We start from the raw sequence: 17,329 nt of genomic DNA, 5'->3' as shown, positions 1-17,329 counted from the left end.
GAAATGTGGGGGGTGATAAAGGGTGACGGGAGAGCAAGCGGACCGTTTCGCCTTGTTGCCGCCAGACGCTAAGCGTTTGCTGACGGCTCGAAAATACGTATGTTCATCGGTAGGCATACCGACATTTGTGTTACCGCTGGTCACACCCACCCGGGAAAGATCGCCGAAGCCGCGTATCTTGAACGGTGAGATGCCGTTCCAAAACGGTCGCGGGACGCCGCGTCGTCGTTGATGCCCATGAGGAGGATGAGGGCCTGAGGGCCGCATGGGACGAGGGAACACAGAAACCCGCCGCAGTGCTGCATGGCGGTAGCCCCGGACGAACAAGAGTGAAGCGGAGAACCGGGACGGAGGTCGATTTCGACGCGACCTTGGCAGGACAAGTCCGGCAGGATAAACGGTCGGCGTTTACGTTTCCATAGGTCGCGGTGCTCGATATCCCTTTCTGTACTTAGTTCCATGATTAATGATTTCGCGGCTGGTGATACTGGCGTTCACGACTCCATTGCCTGGCGGGCGCGCAGGGCGCGGAGCTTGTGGCGGTTGCCGCAGCGTTCCATCGCGCACCAGCGGCGGGCGCCGGGGCGGGAGGTGTCGACGAACACCAGGGGGCAGTTGTCGCCGGCGCACTCGCGGATGCGTCCGGCGTACGGCCCGGACAGCAGTTCGATCATCTCCCGCGCCATCGTCGACAACACCTGCGTGACCCGCACCGGCGCAGCCCATCCGGCGGTGGTGCCGTCGGCGCGAGTTCCGGGATCAGCGGCGCCGCGGCCGCGGCCCGGTTGATGGTCGCGACCGCCTTCGCGGGAAGCGGGTCACCCGCCGCGCGGGCGTGGGCCGCCTCCCAGATCGCCTGGCGCAGGGTCTTGGCCGCGGTCAGCTCGCGGGGGTCACGGCGGCCGTCATGACCGCCGACAGCGGCGGCTCGGCCAGCCATTCGGCGAGGTCGGCGGGCTCGTGGAGGCTCTCGAACACCGCATATCGGCCCTCGCCGCCCGTGTGGGCGAAGTCCAGGCAGACGGCGCCGGCGTCGAACCGGAACGACCCGCCCTTGGGGTCGTGCAGCACCCGTCCGGTTGCGTTCAGCCGTCGTGGTCGAACAGCCGGCCAAGACCATCTACATCGGCGGCCAGAACGGCGTCGGCGCCGACGGCAAGGTCGTCGGCCCCACGGTCGGGGAGCAGGCCAGGCAGGTGTTCCGCAACCTGGCGACCATCCTGGAGAGCGAAGGGGCGAGCCTGGCGAACATCGTGCACTGGCGCATCGCCGTGGTGGACGGTCACACGTTCGACGAGGGTGTGGCCGCGTTCCAGGAGGTGTGGAACCGGGCCGACCCGCCGCCCGCCATCACCGTCCACGTCGTGGCCGGCCTGGGTCCCGGGTTCCTCGTCGAGGTCGACGCCGTCGCCGTCGTGTGACGCCCTCGGGGCCACGTCGTCCAGCGGGCCCATTCGTCGGCCCGGTTCGGCGCGTGCGCTGATCCCGATGGGTGTGGGCGTGCCGGCGCTGGCCGCGTTCGTCCTGGTGCAGGCCAGACTCGCGCGGGCGCCGCTGATGCCGTTGCGGATCTTCCGGGCCCGCTCGGTGTCCGGCGCGCGCCAGGCGGGCCTGGCGTTCCTGCCGCACACCCTCGCCATCGTCGTCGTCGCCGCCAAGGCCACGCCGCGGCTGGTCTCCCGGTTCGGCCTGCGTCCGCTGCCGGCCACAGGCGCGCTGATCTCCGGGTACGCCCTGGCGTTCTGGGTCTGCGCCGGCCTCGTGACCGCCGGGGCGGTGGCCGTGCTCGCCCTGCCCTCCACCGTGAAGGAACCGCAACCCGGCCCGGGACACCACTGAGGACGTACTCGGGTCAGAACATCCCGTGGGGAATCTGAGAGTCTTCCGGCACCGGCTGGACGACGTCCCAGTGCTCGACGATCTCCCCGTCGACCACCCGCCAGATGTCGACGACGGCGATGCCGCGCGGGTCGTCGTCCGTAGTCATGTGGTAGTGCATCATCACGTGCTCGTCGTCCGCGACGACCCGTTTGAGGTCGAGCCGGGCGCGGGCCACGGGAGATTCGGCGATGTACGCGATGAACGCCTCCCGCCCGGACGGATTGCCCGGACTGTGCTCGACGAAGTCTTTCGCCAGGAGGGTACGGAGCACGTCGATGTCCCCCGCCGCGAACCGGGTGAATCCGTGGAGGACGAGTTCCTTGTTACGTACGGCCTTGTTGTTCTCGTTCATGCGGATCACCGTCCCAGGGGCCGTCCGGCCCTGTCGATTACATGGCATGTAATCGCGGTGGTCGACAGGGCGACGCGATAATCGCCGTATGACGCACGACCGGCCGGTCGGTGAGCTGCTGCGCGAGTGGCGGCACCGCAGGGGGCTCAGCCAGCTGGATCTGGCGATACAGGCGGAGGTGTCCGCCCGGCACGTCAGCTTCGTGGAGACGGGACGGACCATTCCCAGCAGCCCGATGGTGATGCGGCTGGCCGAGCATCTGGGTGTGCCGTTGCGCGAACGCAACCGCCTGCTGGTGGCGGCCGGGCACGCGCCCGTCGTCCGGGAACGGCCGCTGGAGGATCCGCAGCTGGCCTCCGCCCGGAACGTCCTGGAGCAGATCCTGCGGGGACACGAACCGTACCCGGCGCTCGTCGTGGACCGCCGCTGGAACCTGCTGTTCGCGAACGCGGCGATCGACGTCTTCCTGGAGGACGTCGACGCGGCGTTGTTGCGGCCGCCGGTCAACATGATGCGGCTGGGCCTGCATCCGGGCGGGTTCGCGCCACGGCTGCGCAACCTCGGGCAGGTCCGCGCCTTCCTGTTGCCCCGGCTCGCCCGCCAGGTGGCGCGGACCGGCGACGCGGAGTTGAGCGCGTTGTACGAGGAACTGCTGACCTGCGGTCCCGACGCCGATCCGCCGCCGCCCGATCCCGCCGACATCGCGCTGCCCATCCGCATCCGCCATCGCGGCGCGGAGCTGTGCTTCGTCAACACCATCACGACGTTCGGCGCCGCCTTCGACGTCACCCTGGAAGAAATCGCCGTGGAGGCGTACTTCCCCGCCGATGACGACACCACCCGGTTCTTCCGGACGAAGGCGGACAGCCTCCGGGACCGCGGAGCCTGACCCACCGGCGGGCGGCACCCTCATCGCGCCTGTACCTTGGCCTGGCGCTGCCGCAGATGGCGTACGCGGAACACGATGCCGGCCACCGCGACGAGGGTCTGCGCGCCGATCACGTAGGGATCGCTCGCGGCGCCACCGAGGTGGGCGTCCATCGCGTGGTTCACCGCGTGGATCAGACCGGCCGTGGCGAACCCGACGAGTACCACAACGATGGCGTCCCGCCACACCAGCGCCGACACCAGGGCGATCCCGATGCCGAGGTGGAAGGCGCCCAGGTCATGCAGGAAGTGCTCATGAGGCGGAAAGTCGACGTATTCGGCGAACGATCGCGGCCACCCCCACATCCAGACGCCGAAGACCAGCGTGTAGAGCGCACTCAAGGCCACGACCACTCTCGTGACGACCTGTGCCATGACGACCTCCTGTCTCGACTGCAAGCACCGCAAGGACGAGACAGCCGGCGCCGTTGTGACAGCGAAGCGCGGATGGGGGGCTTTGTCCGCGGGGAAGAGGTCGCCGTCGGGATCAGGAGTTCTCGGCTTCCTCCTTCGCCCAGTCGAACGGTTCCAGAGGGCGGGCGCCGAGCACGTACTTGACCGGCAGGCATGGCAGGCACGCCTGCACGCCGGCGATCTCCTCCTGGCCGATCGTCCAGTCCATGATCGCCGGCCCTCCGCCCAGGAGGACCACCTCCATGAAGTCGTTCCAGCGTCCGTACGAGCTGAACATGACCAGGTCGTCCGGCACGTCCAGGTCCAAGACGACGTAGCGGGCGAACTCCTCGTCGCTCTGCGGGCAGAGGAGGGCCTCGGCCGTCACGGCCACCGTGTTGTCGCGGGTGTCCGGACCGGGCCACGCCCACACCGGCGGACGGCCCCGGCAGTCGAGGCCACGCCTGGCCATCTCCGCCACCATCTCTTCGTACGCCGGCCGGTACGACGGGATCGACAGGCGGGCCCAGTCGCCGGCCAGTTCGTCGTCGGTCTCCAGCGACACCAGCACCGCCCGGTGCTGCACCGTCCACAATCGCATCGGACGATTGTGACAAGACACCGCAGTACGATCCACGCGATTAACGGGACGGCGCGGCTGCGCCGGTCCCGAATCCGCCACCTGCTCATGGAACGGGATGGAACGCCCTGCCGGTAGAAGCGATTCACCGGAGAGGGGCGAGGTTGAAGCTGTTCAGAGGGATCCGGTCGGTTCCGGCCGTGGCCGCGCTGGTGCTGGCCACCCTGTTCGCAGGCATGCGCCCCATGTGAGCCGTATCAGGCTGCTCGGGCGCCGGTCACCGGGGGACGCCGTCGTCGATGCGGCCGAGGTCGGTCGCGGGCTTACGGCAGGGTGGCCGCGGCCTCTTACAGGCCGTCGGCGCCGAGGGTGGTCGTCTGCACCGTCACCCCTCCAGGGCCGTACGGAGGAATGCGAGAATCTCCGCCTGGGCGGCCTCGGCCTGCGGTTCCAACCCTGGCAGCGTGAGGAACGCGTGCCGCGCCCCCGGATACTCGGTGATGCGCACGGACGTCCCGGCCGCCCGCAGCCGTTCGGCGTAGCGGCGGCCGTGATCGGCGAGCGCGTCCTGGGTCGGCACCACGAGCAGCGCGGGGGCGAGCCCGCCCAGATCGTCGGCGTACAGCGGTGAGAACGCGCGGGCGTCGGTCCCCGGCGGGACGGCGAGCCGCCGCAACATCCGCAGGAGCGGCAGGGCGGGGGACGGGCTGTACGCGTACTCGGTGACCGAGGGATAGTCGTACATCGTCCCGGTCACCTCGACCACGGGGTTGACCAGCACCTGCGCCTGGAGCCGCAGGCCCGCCTCCCGGGCCCGGATCGCCGTCAGAGCACTGACCAGCGCACCGAAGCTCTCGCCGAAGACGGCCGTGCGCGTCGGATCGATGCCCCACCGCGCGGCGTGCTCCACCAGGTGCCTCAGTACGTCCCAGCCGTCGTCGGCGGCGTGGGCCAGCGGGCTGTCCGGGGCGACGAGGCGGTACACGACCGAGACGACGAGCGCGGGCAGCCGGGCGGCGAGATGGCTGTTGGTCCAGTCGCACTGCGCCGCCGTGCCCACGAAGCTGCCTCCGTGCACATGGACCACGAGCGGCAGGCCGGTCGGGGTGGCGGACTCGCCCTCGCCCGGCGCCGGCCGGTACACCCGGACCGGAAGGTCGCGTCCCGGCAGCGTGATGTCCTGCCATTCGATCGTGGCCCCGGGGTCCGGCTCCCCAAGGAATGCCCGCGCCGCGCCGGACGCCCGCCAGCGGTTCTCCGCAGTGCGGTAGGTGATCAGTTCCTCGGTCGTCATCGCCGAGAAGTCCGGCTCCGGCGGCCGCTGCACGGCAGTGGTCTCGTTCATGTCCTCGTCTCTCCTCTCATCTCCCCCGGTCGGGGGTGTGCCTCCATTATGCACGCGGTGCGTGCAACAGTGCGTGCATAGGTTAGTCTGAACAGGACGAGAGGGGCGAGATGGCAGGTCGAAGGCGCTGGTCGACAGAGGAGATCCTGGACACGGCGGCGGATCTGCTGCATACGAGCGATGCCGAGTCGTTCAGCGTGCGCAAGCTCGCCGCGGTGCTCGGCACCGACTCCTCCAGCCTCTACCGGCACTTCCGCAACAAGACCGAGCTGCTGCGCGCGGTCGCCGACCGGATCCTGGCGGCCGCGATGGACGGCTACCGCCCCGACGGCGACTGGAAGCAGCGCATCACCGCGACAGCCCAGCGCCTGCGAGAGGCTTTCGGGCGACACCCGCAACTCGCCGCGATCTGGGGACGCTACGGGTCCGGCGGCACCGGTTCCCGGCTGGTCATGGAGGAGCTGCTACAGGCGTTGTGGGCCTCGGGCCTGCCCGAGGAGGAGATTCCGTCCCGCTACCACCGGATCGTGATCCTCGTCGCCGCGCTGATCGCCTCCGAGGCCGGCATCGCCACCCTCACCCCCGGCGAGTACGAACAGGGCATGGAGCAGTTCCGCGTCGCGGTCCTCGGCGCCGACCCCGGCCACTTCCCCGCCCTGGCCCACTTCGCCCGCGAGATCCGTCCCCTCGGGGCCGCCGGCGGCGACGCGTTCGACGAGATCCTGGCCGCTCACCTCGCCCGGATCGAGGCCGCGATTCCCTGAGGGGCCCTCCCGGCTCGCGGGCTGTCTCGGCGTCGCACCTGAAGATCACCGGTAGGCTGTCGCGCCGAACGACTGGAGCCCCGATTGTCGCGATTATCCCTGCTGGTCTGGGTGGCCGCCCCGACCGCCGCCGCGTACCCGACCTGGATCGCCTGGCAGCCCGAAGACGCCGAGTCGCAGTCCTACATGTGCGTGGGCGATTTCTGGGATCTGGAGCGCATCTCGCCGTTCCTGACGCTGCGCGGGGACCTCGGTACGCTGACGGAACTCGTGGTGACCTGGGGAATCCCGGTACTCGTCGTACTCGCCGCCCTGGGCCACTGGCGTTCGGCGGCGGCCGGGCGACGGGCCGCGGGGTTCCTCGTCCTGATCGCGATCGTGAGGCCGCTCACCCCTTGGTACAGCGAGGACGAGCCGTGCGGCGGGCTCCTCGATCTGTTCAGCCCGGACTGGTTCGAGGCCGTGCTCGGCTCCTGGGGGCCCGTCGAGTACGCCCTCCTGATCTCCGCCGCGCTGGTGCTGCTCGCGACGCACGCATCGGGCCCCGCCCAGGAGCCCGCCGGCACGCCGATCCGGCGGGCGGGGCTGGTGTTCCTGATCGATTACCTCATCGTCGCCTACCTCGTCACCCTCGCCGTCGTTCTGACCGACGGCTGGGCCTCCAGCATGCACAGCGGCCTGCTGAACTGGCTCAGCTTCGACGCGATGCTGGGCGAGCCCGCCCGCCTGCTGACCTATCCGGCGCTGATCGGCTACATCCTGCTCAGGCGGCGGCTCGCGGCACGTCCTGCCGTGGTGGCGAGCCTTCCCCCGCGATCTGCGGTCCCGCGGTGGGTCTCGCTGATCTGGACGGCCGCCCTGGCCGCCGCCGCCTTTCCGACCTGGCAGTCGTGGCCGCCCGTGCCCTCGGAGTGGGCACGTCATGTGTCCGGCTCCGGCGTGCTCAGGTCGTTCCTGGAAACGCTGCGCGACGACGCCGGTCGCGTGGTGGAGTTCGCGATCACGTGGGGGGTGCCCGCGGTCGCCGTACTGGCCTGCGTCTGCCTGCGCGGCCCGGCTCCCGTGGGCCGGCGGGTGGCGGGGATGCTGGCCGCGATCGCGGTCGCCCGGCAACTCCTCACCACCTTCCGCTTCGACACGGACCTCTGCTGCTCGACCCCGGGGATCAAGGACCTCGGCGCCCTCTACGTGAACGGCGATCTCGCGCAGGACGTGCACGGCGAGCCCTTGCAGGACGTCGGCGTCCAGGTGCCGGGCGGCTGGCTCGCGGCGTCCTTGCTGGTGGCGGCCGTGCTGGTGCTGGTCGCGTCCCGGTGGATGGCTCCGGCCGTGGGGCCGGTGCGAGCGCGGTCGTCGCGCCGGGTGGCGGCGCTGCTGATCGACTACGCGGTCGTGGTCGCGATCCTCCTCACCCTGCTCAAGCTGGGCGTCACAGATGTGCGGCCCCTCGATCACGGACTGCTCGATCCCGCATGGCAGCAGATGATCTTCGAGGAGGTCGAGTGGCTGCTCGTCGTACTGTCGGTCTTCCTCTATGCGCTGAGCGGGCACACGGTCGGCAAGCTGATCATGCGCGTACGGATCGTCACCGCCGGTACGGGCCGCCGGCCCGCGTGGGGCAGGCTGGCCGTACGGGCGCTGATCTTCCCGCTGCTCGCCTTCACCCCGCAGATCGGGATCGCCCTGCTGGTCCTGGATGGACTGTGGGCCACGATCGACCCCTCCGGCCGCAGCCTGCACGACCGCCTGTCCGGGACGATCGTGGTGGACAAACCGGCCTGACAACAGCCGATCCCCCTTGGCCGGCGGGGAACCGACGGCCGACCGACGCCCCCCATCCTGACCGGCTCGGCCCGGACGCCGCCCGTACCGTCGCCCGGCGCCTGCGGGAGGCCGCCACCGCGAAATCGCGCCGCAGCACCTGCTGCCGGCACTCCTGGACTGCGAACCACCGGATCCCGCGTTCGTGCGTGACCGCATCCGGCCTTGAGGAACGTGGGCAGCCGCAAGATCTTCGCCGACAGGAAGTCCGGCGAGAACGTGCTGCGCCCGTAAACGAAAGCCTGCCCACGCGGGGCTGTGATCGGCTACGCGAACCGCCCGCCGAAGGACATCATCCTGAACGCGTGCCTGAGGCCAGCGCCTTCACCTCCGCAGCCGTCACCGGCTTGCCCGCCACACCCCAGTCGCCGTCCTTGATCTCCTCAACGACGACCACGGTCAGCGGCCGCATGTGCTCACCCTCGATGGCGACGATCGCGTCGGTCAGTTTCTTCACCATCTCGGCCTTCTGGGCGTCGCTGAACACGCCCTCGATCACCTTCACGTTGATGAGTGGCATGGGGTTCCCCTCCCTCTCGATGCGGTGCACCGATGGCACCTCACGCCGTTCAGCCGACATGCCCTTGGATGTAAGGGACAAACCCGGCCCCACCTCTGGCTGTTGTCGATGCTCGGAACCACCGGTGCCGGCGGGCGTTGGAACGGCTCGGGTGCCCGTGGTGGCGTTGCTGGTGATCGGGTGATCGCCTTCGTCGCCCGCTACGGGTTGGGCATCGTCCTGGCGCTGGCGGTGCTCGGGAAGGCGCGGAACTTCGGCGCGTTCCGGAGCAGCCTGGCGACCTTCGGGCTCCAAGGACGGGTGGCCCAGGCGGGCGCCTTCACGGTGGTGACCGTGGAGGCGCTCGTCGCGCTGGCCGCCTTCTCTCTCGTCGCCGACGACCTGGTCGTGGGCGTGACGGGGACGGGTCTGGGTCTGTCGTTCACGGCGGCCCAGACGTACCTCCTGGTCATGGGAGAGCAGGCGGCCCCCTGCCTGTGTTTCGGCTCGGCGGAGCGGGCGTCGGCCCGTACGTTCGGCAGGGCCGCACTGGTCCTGCTGCTGGGCCTGACACTGTGGGGTGCCGCGGTCTGAAGAACCGACTCAACCTTCCGCCGGTCTCGATGAGTGTTGTAGATGAGGCGTCCACGACGGAGGGTTGGGCCGGTGACAGACGACGGGTTCCGCGAGTTCGTGGCCGCGCGTGGTCCGGCGCTGTCGCGTATGGCCTACGTGGTCACGGGGGATCACGGCCTTGCCGAGGACCTGGTGCAGGAGGCGCTGGTCAAGGTCGCGGCACGCTGGCGGAAACTGGCCGGACGGGGTGACCCGGAACCCTACGTCCGCAAGGTCATGATCAACCAGCTGCGTACCTGGCGGCGGCCCCGCCGGTTGACGTTCGTCCCGGCCGCGGTGCTTCCCGAGTCGCCGCCGTCCACGGACGAGTCCGCGCGGACCGACCTGAAGGTCGCGTTGTCGCGGGCGCTGGCCGTGCTCACCGTGAAGCAGCGGATCGTGCTCTATCTCAGGTTCTACGAGGATCTGTCCGAGAGCGCGGTCGCCGCTGAGCTGGGATGCTCCGTCGGCACGGTCAAACGTCACACCCACGACGCGCTCGAACGCCTGCGGAAGGTGGCTCCCCGACTGCTCGAAGCGGAGGTGCGCTCATGAACCGGGCTCTCGGTGAGGCCTTTCACCGTCTCGGCCAGGAGGCTCGCGACTATGCCGACGCCGACAGGGCACTCGCCGCGCTTCGTACCCGAAGGACCCGCAGGACCCGCAGGGCGCTGGTCGCCGGATCGGCCGCCCTCGTGGTGATCGCCGGCGGTCTCGCCGCCTTCCAGGCGCGCTCCCCCGCCGCGCCGGACGCCACGGTGACCGTGGTGTCACCGGCGCACGCCGTCGAGCCGCCCGCCCAGGCGCCGACGCTGCCCGCCACCGGTCCCGTCGGGCGGGGCGCGCTGGTTTACACCGCCTGCCAGTCGCAGTGCCCCACGTTCCTGCTGCTCGCGGACGGCCGGCAGTACCTGCTGGGCGAGCGGACCGTCAGCCCGCCGGGCAACATCACGCTCTCCCCCGACGGGCGCTGGCTCGGACAACCGGTCAAGGGCGGGTACGAGGTCAGGGACCTGCTGGGCGACGCCGTGCACAGACTCGAACCGCCGGCCGCCCCCGACGCCGACAGCGCGTACAGCCCATGGGCGTGGTCCGCGGACTCCCGGCGGCTGATCGTCGGCTACCACGCCAGCGGAGACGTCCGTACCTATCGGACGCTGGAGTTGCCGAGCGGCCGCACCGGCGAGCTCGACCCACCACCCGGGCAGGAGCCGGTCGGCCTGCTGCCGTCGGGCGAGCCGCTCCTCCTCGACCACGGCCAGGACGCCAAGTCGCCCCTCGAACGCGTCACGCTGAAGCACGCGGACACCGGCCGCGCCGTCACCCTGGCATCCGGAACCGGGGTTCTCGCCGACGCCGACCACGGGTTGTCCGTCCAGACGAACGGCGAGCGCGTCTTCGTCCTGGAGTACGCTGGCGACCGGATCACGGTCCTGGAGTTCGACGTCACGGGCAGGCAGGTGGCCCGCCTGCCGCTGCCGCCCGGCCAGTACCCGGTCGGACCGGTGGACGGCGGCTACGCCGTCATCCAGGTTCCCCAGGACCAGGCCCGTGGGCGGCAGAAGCTGGAGGTCGTCTCCCCCGTGGGCCGGCGACCGCTGTTCGACGTACCCGGGCCGGCGGCCGTCGTGCTGCCGGGAGGCGCCCGGCACTAGGCTTCGCGGCGAGCCTGATCGCCACTGTGCGTCGGACCAGGTTCGTGGTCGGCGAAGCGGCCATCCGCCGGGCCCCGACCTCGTAGTTGCGGACCCGGCGGGGCGACTCCGGTCCGTACGTGCGGTTTCCGGGCGCTTGAGGAGCGTTCTCCAGACCGTCGATCACCGTCTCCTCGTACACCAGGGGGCCGTCGGCCGGCCACTGCCGCAGCCGCCGGTCGGGGTGGGCGGTCTCCGTGCCGTTCGTGACGGCGGATGATCATATGATGCGTGATCAGCCCAGTACGAGACCTGGAGATATCGTGCTTATCGCGCTCATCCGGACATCCCTAGCGTGACAGACCATCGTCGATCCATCCCGCGGACGGACACGTTGCTCGCCGACCCCCGGCTCGTCGAGGCGCGGCGGCGGTTCGGCCACGCCCAGGTCAAAGCCGTGATCGTCGAGGCGCAGCAGCGTGCCAGAGATGGAGACCTCCCGCCGGAGGACGTCCTGACCGCCGTACTGGCGGCACTGCCCGCCTCCGCGGCCGGCCTGCGGCCGGTGATCAACGCCACCGGCGTGCTGCTGCACACCAACCTGGGCCGCGCCCCGCTGTCGGCCGCCGCCCGCCAGGCGGTGGACCTGGCCGCCGGGGTCACCGACGTCGAACTCGACCTCGACACGGGCGACAGAGGCAGACGGGGACGTACGGCGCTGGCGGCGCTGGCCGCCGCTGTGCCCGCGGCCGAAGCGGTTCACGTGGTGAACAACAACGCCGCCGCGCTCGTGCTGGCGGCCACCGCGCTGGCGGCGGGAGGCGAGATCGTGATCAGCCGGGGGGAGCTGATCGAGATCGGCGACGGCTTCCGGCTGCCCGACCTGCTCGTCTCCACGGGGGCCAGGCTGCGGGAGGTCGGCATGACCAACCGCACCGCCCTCGCCGACTACGCCGACGCGATCGGGCCGCGGACGGGCATGGTGTTGAAGGTGCACCCCTCCAACTACCGGATCGAGGGCTTCACGGCCGACGTCCCGGTGGCACGGTTGTCGGAGCTGTGCCGGGAGCGTGGCATCCCCCTGGTCGCCGACGCGGGTTCGGGACTGCTCACCCCCGAACCGCTGCTGCCTCGTGAGCCCGACGTCACGAGCTGGTTGACCGAGGGCGCCGACCTCGTCACCACCAGCGGGGACAAACTGCTCGGCGGCCCCCAATGCGGGCTGATGTTCGGCCGTGCCGACCTCGTGGACCGGCTGCGCCGCCATCCCCTCGCACGCGCGCTCCGGGTGGACAAGATCACGCTGGCGGCCCTGGAGGCCACGGTCGCGGGCCCCCCGACGCCGACTTGGGAGAGCCTGCACGCCGATCAGGCCACGCTGCGATCCCGTGCCGAGAACCTGGCCGCCCGGCTGCGTGACAAGGGGGTCGACGCCGAGGCCGTCGACAGCCGGAGCGTGGTCGGCGGCGGCGGGGCGCCCGGGGTGTCCCTCCCGAGCGCCGCCGTCGCGCTGGACAGGCGGACGGCCGACGCGCTACGCCGGGCGGACCCGCCCGTCCTCGCCCGAGTGGAGGACGGGCGCTGCCTGCTCGACCTGCGTGCGGTGCCGGCCGAGCACGACGACACGCTGCTGGCCGGCGTCCTCGCCACGCTGCCGGAAAGAAGCCGCCTGCCGGCTGCCGGTCAGGTGCAGAAGGACGTCCAGGCGGCGCGGCCCGCCGGGTCGCGCAGGCGGTAGTCGCCCGTGGACCAGTCGAGGTCGAAGTAGAGGGCCCACAGGGTGCCGTGCCGGCTGAGGTACGCGGTCATCTGGTCGAGCCAGGCGGCACGGCGGGTGCCGTCGTCGCCTGCGGCGATGTGGCTGCCGAGTTCGGCCACGCCGTGCGGGAGGTTCTCGGCCTGGTTGACGGCATAGGTGCGGTCGAGCAGGGCGGACGGGGTGAGGTACTGGCCTTTGGCGGCGGTGGTGTCGTAGTTGTAGACGTCCCAGGCCAGGGCGTCGATGGCGGTGTTGCCCGGGTAGTAGTCGTGCCAGTCGCGGCCCGAGGCCGGGTCCACCGTCCAGCCCATCAGGATGAGCGTGGCGCGCAGGCGGGGGTTGGCCGCCTCGTCGGCCAGCGCGGCGAGGTGGCTCCAGGCCTGGCGGTACTCCGCGGCGGTGAACTCGCCGTTCCTGATGTTGTCCTCGGGTTCGTGGTAGTAGGTCCAGTAGATGTCCTGGTCGCGTGGTGCCGCGGCGAACCAGGCGCGCATCGTGGCGTCGTGGGTTCCGGCGACGATCGCGGTGGGTGCGGCCTTGAACGAGATGACCATGGGGCGTTTGCCCGCGTTCAGCTTGCCGGGCCAGGGGTCGGGCAGGCCGCCATAGAAGACGCGTACCGCCTTCAGCCCGCCGAACAGGGAGTCCTCGCGAGCCAGCGCCTGCTGGTAGGTCTCGCCGTTCTCGGCGGCGAAGGACGCTCCGCACAGGGGCGGCCGGGTGTAGCTGACGATCAGGCGGGGGCCCAGGTCACCGGCCTCGCGCGAGTGCACGACGGTCGCCGACTCGGCGCTCGGGTTGGTCATCGCGAAGGAGTACGTCCCGGCCGTGCGCACCGTCGCGGAGACGTCGAAGCCGATGCTGGTGGCGCCCGCCGCGGGCAGGGTGGCGGTGGCCACGACGGGGCCGGGCGCGGGCCGGATGGAGTAGGTCATGGACTCGGTCCAGGAGTTGTCGGCGACCGAGCGCAGTTCGGTGACGACGGCCTGCTGGTCGGTCTTCTGGTAGAGCATCTCCAGCCGGGCCGAGGCGATGTTCTGCCCGGCGGGCGGGGCGGGCACGGAGAACTTCAGGTACGCCACGCTGTGCCAGGGGGTGCTCCAGTTGGAGGCCGCCAGTTTGGCCGACGTCCCGTAGACGGTCCCCGGCGCCTCGGCCACCACGTAGGTGTCGGCGGTGGGCGCGATGCCGTCCCGTGCCGCCTGGGCCGAGGCCGGCAGGGGGGCGAGGCCCCCGAGCAGCAGGCCCGGAAGGAGTGCCCAGACTCGTAACCTCGCGGATGAGCGGAGCCTTCTTTGTCGCACGTCTCTCCCTCTTGTCGGTGAACTCGTCCCCCGTCGGACATTCTCCGGAAAACAGCGCAGCAGGCCTTGGCAGGATCCGAAAGAATGGCATGGGAGCTGCATTTCGTACGTCCGCCCGCTTGGTGTGCGTCAAAGACCTGGCGATGTTCTCCCTCCCCCGCCTCCCGGATGGTCGGAACATTGTTCGCCTGATCAGAGCACATCGTGCACGTACGGCAGTTGATAAAGAATGGAAGAAACGTTGAATCGGCTTGTCAATGCCGCTATACAAGATCATGGAACAGCCCAGGATTGGAGAGCGGCATGGCCGTCGAGTTCCGGCTGTTAGGCAGCATCGAGGCGTACGTGGACGAACGTCCGCTCGATATCGGGCCGGCCCGCCAGCGAAGCCTGCTGGCCGCTCTGCTGGCCGACCCCAACCGGCCGGTCTCGGCGGATCAGCTGGTGGAGCGCGTGTGGGGAGACCACGCTCCGCACCGGGCCAGGGAGACGCTGCGCACCTACCTCAGCCGGCTGCGCCAGGCCCTCGCCGTCACCGACGAGGTGAGCATCGGACGCCGCGCGGGCGGGTACGTGCTCACCCTGGACCCGGGGATCGTGGACCTGCATCACTTCCACCAGCTCCTCGCCATGGCACGCTCCACCGGTGACGGCACGGCGGCCATGGACCTGTTCGACCAGGCCTTGGCGCTGTGGCGAGGGGAGCCCTTCGCCCAGCTCGACACCCCCTGGAGTCGCGCGGCCCGTACGGAGGCGGAGAACGAGCGGACCAGGGCCGAGCTGGACCGCACCGACCTGCTGCTGCGCCATGGCCGGCATCACGAGCTGCCGGCCGCGCTGTGGGCGCAGACAGCCGAGCGGCCGCTGGACGAGCGCCTGGCCGGGCAGCTCATGCTCGCGCTCTACCGCAACGGCCGTCAGGCCGATGCGCTCGACCGCTACCAGGACATCCGCACCAGGCTGGCCGAGGAGCTCGGCGCCGACCCCAGCCCGCCGCTGCAACGGCTGCACCAGCAGATCCTGACCGCCGACCCAGCGCTGGCCCCTCCGACGATCACCTCCGCAGCCACCCCGTCGCCGATACCGCGTCAACTCCCCGCACCACCGCAGCTGTTCACCGGCCGGACCCGCGAACTGCGCGCCCTCACCGCCGCACTGGACGAGCCGGCCGCCCCCGGAGACCGCATGCCGATCTCCGCGATCGGGGGAACAGGCGGCATCGGCAAGACCTGGCTCGCCCTGCACTGGGCACACCAGCAGGCCGAACGCTTTCCCGACGGGCAGCTCTACGTCAACCTCCGCGGCTTCGCCCCCGGCACACAACCGGTGTCCCCCACCATGGCGGTCCGCGGATTCCTCGACGCCCTCGGTGTCGTTCCCACCGCGATTCCCGCCGACCCCGACGCGCAGGCCGCGTTGTACCGCAGTCTCGTCGCGGGCAAACGGATGCTCGTCGTCCTGGACAACGCGGCCTCCAGCAGCCAGGTGATCCCGCTGCTGCCCGGCGACTCCACCTGCGCCGTACTGATCACCAGCCGTAACAAGCTCACCAGCCTCGTGGTCACCCACGGCGCTCGCCTGATCCTGCTGGACGTGCTCGGCCACACGGAAGCACGCGACCTGCTCATGCGGCACCTCGGCGCCGACCGGCTCGCGACCGAGCCGGAAGTGGCGCACGACCTGCTGCGATGCTGCGGCGGACTGCCTCTGGCGCTGGGCATCGTCGCCGCCCGCGTCGCCGCCCATCCCGGCCGGGCGCTGTCGATGTTCGCCCAGGAGCTTGTCGATCACTCCACGCGGCTGGACGCACTGGACGCCGGCGAGGCGGACCTCAGCGTACGGGCGGTGTTCTCCTGGTCGTACGAGGCCCTCGACACCGATGCGGCAGACCTGCTCGGCCTGCTCAGCCTGGTCCCCGGACCGGACATCAGCCTCTCGGCCGCCGCCTCCCTCGCCGCGTTGCCTCTCGCCCGAGCCGGCGCGATGTTGCGCAGGCTGGACACCGCGCATCTGATCCAGCAACATCTGCCCGGCCGTTACCGCATGCACGACCTGATCCGCGCGTACGCCGCCGAACAAGCCCACCGCAGCCTGGCTGAGGCCACCCGCGTCGCCGCCCTGCGCCGGCTGGTCGACTTCTACGTCCACACCGCCTACGCGGGCGACCGGCTGCAGCAGCAACATCGGGAGCCCATCAGCCTCGACGTCCCGGTCGACGGATGCCGTCCCGAGCCGCTGGCGGACCAGGCGGCAGCCCTGTCGTGGTTCGAGGCGGAACACGCCTGCCTGCTCGCCGCGCACCGGCTGGCCGACGACCAGCGGTGGGACACCTCGGTGTGGCAACTGGCGTGGGCCCTGCGCACCTTCCACCGGCGACGCGGCCACGGGCACGAGGATCTCGCCTTGTGGCAGGTGGGCCTGGTCGCCGCCGAACGACTGGGCGACCTCGCCGTACAGATCCAGGCCCATCGTTTCCTCGGCAGCACCTGGTCCGAGCTGGGACGGCATGACGACGCCCACCGCCACCTCGAACACGCTCTCGCGCTTGCCGAGCACACCGGGGACACCACAGCGGAAGCCCACATCCACATGGCCCTCGGGTGGGTGGAGAAGGCCCGTGGCGCGAGCCGGCCGGCGGCGGACCACCTCACCCGCGCCGCGCAGCTGTACCGGACCCTCGTCAACCCGGTGTGGGAAGCGGACGCACTCACCACCGCCGGCTGGTTCCACGCCGAGGCCGGCAGGTACGACGAGGCGCTGACGGAGTGCGAGGACGCGCTCCGCATCTACCGCAAGCACGACGAGCCCGAAGGCGAGGCCGACACGCTGAGCAGCCTCGGCTACATCGCCCACCACACCGGCCGGTACACCGCGGCGCTCGAACTCTACGAGCAGGCCCGCGTCCTGTTCCAGGGGCTCGGTTACTCCTCCAACGAAGCCGACACGCTGGACCGTCTCGGCCATACCCAGGTGGCCCTCGACCGTCCCGATCAGGCCCGCCGTTCCTGGCGTCAGGCCCTCAGCATCTACCAGGCACAACAACGCACCACCGACGCCGAACGCGTCCAGGAACAACTTGCCGAACTCGACACCCCTTGACCCGGTACGCGGGCTCGTCCCGGGCGAGCGGGCACGAACCCCGAGCCGCCGAAGCCGAGGAGCGGATCACCTCCGTGTGAGGCCGTGTCCAAGGCTTAAGCGCTGATGGGCTGGGACCGTGGAGGGCCGGTCCGATCTTGTTGGGGACTCTGCCGCGCCGGTCAGGGCTGGACACGTCCGGAAGCTGCGGCCGCTCGCTCCAGCCGTGCGAAGGTGACCGGCCTGCCAGCCCGCGACCCAACCGGCGGGGTGTCCGGTGCCACCAGCAGCTGCTTGCCCGCATCAACCGATCGGTTGATGTCTGCATCCACCACCCCGCTCCCCGTACGGACGATCCGCCACCTCCCGCTTCCGCA

General features: G+C 70.6%; 17 protein-coding genes and 1 pseudogene. 10 read left to right on the top strand and 8 right to left on the bottom strand.

Going from position 1 to position 17,329, the window contains the following annotated elements:
* Positions 1-494 precede the first annotated feature (494 nt).
* Positions 495-713 carry a CGNR zinc finger domain-containing protein gene (locus tag DMB42_RS55545; protein WP_260478272.1) on the bottom strand — a complete coding sequence of 73 codons (219 nt, stop codon included), beginning with the start codon at positions 711-713 and terminating at the stop codon, positions 495-497.
* A pseudogene (locus tag DMB42_RS55540) lies at positions 671-978 on the bottom strand (ABATE domain-containing protein). Before DMB42_RS55540 ends, DMB42_RS55545 begins: the two are co-directional and overlap by 43 nt.
* A 116-nt stretch (positions 979-1,094) precedes the next feature.
* On the opposite strand from DMB42_RS55540, the gene DMB42_RS42640 reads away from it, so the two are divergent.
* Positions 1,095-1,421 (top strand): RidA family protein, encoded by a 327-nt coding sequence (locus DMB42_RS42640; protein ID WP_221762599.1) that lies wholly within the window; start codon positions 1,095-1,097, stop codon positions 1,419-1,421.
* Between the two features lie 67 nt (positions 1,422-1,488).
* Positions 1,489-1,839 (top strand): hypothetical protein, encoded by a 351-nt coding sequence (locus DMB42_RS42635; RefSeq protein WP_125645090.1) that lies wholly within the window; start codon positions 1,489-1,491, stop codon positions 1,837-1,839.
* Positions 1,840-1,852: 13 nt separating this feature from the next.
* Here the strand turns inward: DMB42_RS42635 and DMB42_RS42630 are convergent, their stop codons facing one another.
* A complete protein-coding gene (locus DMB42_RS42630) occupies positions 1,853-2,233 on the bottom strand; it encodes a nuclear transport factor 2 family protein (protein WP_125645088.1) in 381 nt (126 codons plus the stop codon).
* An 88-nt stretch (positions 2,234-2,321) separates the two neighbouring features.
* Between DMB42_RS42630 and DMB42_RS42625 the strand changes: the two genes are divergently transcribed.
* A complete protein-coding gene (locus DMB42_RS42625; RefSeq protein WP_125645086.1) occupies positions 2,322-3,122 on the top strand; it encodes a helix-turn-helix domain-containing protein in 801 nt (266 codons plus the stop codon).
* Positions 3,123-3,142: 20 nt separating this feature from the next.
* Here the strand turns inward: DMB42_RS42625 and DMB42_RS42620 are convergent, their stop codons facing one another.
* The 3 genes from DMB42_RS42620 to DMB42_RS42610 all read right to left on the bottom strand — a co-directional run bounded on the left by DMB42_RS42620 (position 3,143) and on the right by DMB42_RS42610 (position 5,478).
* Positions 3,143-3,535, bottom strand: a complete 393-nt coding sequence (locus DMB42_RS42620; RefSeq protein WP_125645084.1) for a hypothetical protein — start codon at positions 3,533-3,535, stop codon at positions 3,143-3,145.
* 112 nt (positions 3,536-3,647) lie between these two features.
* The gene (locus DMB42_RS42615) at positions 3,648-4,154 is read right to left on the bottom strand and encodes a hypothetical protein (protein WP_125645083.1); all 507 of its coding nucleotides are present in this window, start codon (positions 4,152-4,154) and stop codon (positions 3,648-3,650) included.
* 364 nt (positions 4,155-4,518) lie between these two features.
* On the bottom strand, positions 4,519-5,478 hold the full coding sequence (locus DMB42_RS42610) for an alpha/beta hydrolase (RefSeq protein ID WP_125645081.1): 960 nt from the start codon (positions 5,476-5,478) through the stop codon (positions 4,519-4,521).
* Between the two features lie 110 nt (positions 5,479-5,588).
* On the opposite strand from DMB42_RS42610, the gene DMB42_RS42605 reads away from it, so the two are divergent.
* Both DMB42_RS42605 and DMB42_RS42600 read left to right on the top strand, forming a co-directional pair.
* Entirely contained in the window at positions 5,589-6,242 is a 654-nt protein-coding gene (locus DMB42_RS42605; protein WP_125645079.1) for a TetR/AcrR family transcriptional regulator, read from the top strand.
* 84 nt (positions 6,243-6,326) lie between these two features.
* Positions 6,327-8,024 carry an RDD family protein gene (locus tag DMB42_RS42600; RefSeq protein WP_125645077.1) on the top strand — a complete coding sequence of 566 codons (1,698 nt, stop codon included), beginning with the start codon at positions 6,327-6,329 and terminating at the stop codon, positions 8,022-8,024.
* Positions 8,025-8,355: 331 nt separating this feature from the next.
* Here DMB42_RS42600 and DMB42_RS42595 read toward each other — a convergent pair whose 3' ends face one another.
* Positions 8,356-8,583: a 4-oxalocrotonate tautomerase family protein gene (locus tag DMB42_RS42595; RefSeq protein ID WP_125645075.1), complete on the bottom strand. Its 228-nt coding sequence runs from the start codon at positions 8,581-8,583 to the stop codon at positions 8,356-8,358.
* A 180-nt stretch (positions 8,584-8,763) separates the two neighbouring features.
* Between DMB42_RS42595 and DMB42_RS42590 the strand changes: the two genes are divergently transcribed.
* The 4 genes from DMB42_RS42590 to selA all read left to right on the top strand — a co-directional run bounded on the left by DMB42_RS42590 (position 8,764) and on the right by selA (position 12,549).
* Positions 8,764-9,156: a MauE/DoxX family redox-associated membrane protein gene (locus DMB42_RS42590; RefSeq protein WP_125645073.1), complete on the top strand. Its 393-nt coding sequence runs from the start codon at positions 8,764-8,766 to the stop codon at positions 9,154-9,156.
* Between the two features lie 72 nt (positions 9,157-9,228).
* On the top strand, positions 9,229-9,732 hold the full coding sequence (locus DMB42_RS42585) for a SigE family RNA polymerase sigma factor (protein WP_260478269.1): 504 nt from the start codon (positions 9,229-9,231) through the stop codon (positions 9,730-9,732).
* Positions 9,729-10,832 (top strand): hypothetical protein, encoded by a 1,104-nt coding sequence (locus DMB42_RS42580; protein ID WP_125645069.1) that lies wholly within the window; start codon positions 9,729-9,731, stop codon positions 10,830-10,832. Before DMB42_RS42585 ends, DMB42_RS42580 begins: the two co-directional genes overlap by 4 nt.
* Before the next feature lie 334 nt (positions 10,833-11,166).
* Complete coding sequence (gene selA / locus DMB42_RS42575) at positions 11,167-12,549, top strand: L-seryl-tRNA(Sec) selenium transferase (RefSeq protein ID WP_125645068.1); 1,383 nt, start codon at positions 11,167-11,169, stop codon at positions 12,547-12,549.
* Here selA and DMB42_RS42570 read toward each other — a convergent pair.
* Positions 12,495-13,874 (bottom strand): DNRLRE domain-containing protein, encoded by a 1,380-nt coding sequence (locus tag DMB42_RS42570; protein ID WP_185845157.1) that lies wholly within the window; start codon positions 13,872-13,874, stop codon positions 12,495-12,497. The two genes, selA and DMB42_RS42570, sit on opposite strands and share 55 nt — an antisense overlap.
* 303 nt (positions 13,875-14,177) lie before the next feature.
* Between DMB42_RS42570 and DMB42_RS42565 the strand changes: the two genes are divergently transcribed.
* Complete coding sequence (locus DMB42_RS42565) at positions 14,178-16,973, top strand: BTAD domain-containing putative transcriptional regulator (RefSeq protein ID WP_125645064.1); 2,796 nt, start codon at positions 14,178-14,180, stop codon at positions 16,971-16,973.
* Positions 16,974-17,329 lie beyond the last annotated feature (356 nt).

Source organism: Nonomuraea sp. WAC 01424 (genome assembly GCF_003947315.1).
Taxonomy (GTDB): Bacteria; Actinomycetota; Actinomycetes; order Streptosporangiales; family Streptosporangiaceae; genus Nonomuraea; species Nonomuraea spiralis.
This window is presented reverse-complemented; position numbering and strand designations above follow the sequence as displayed.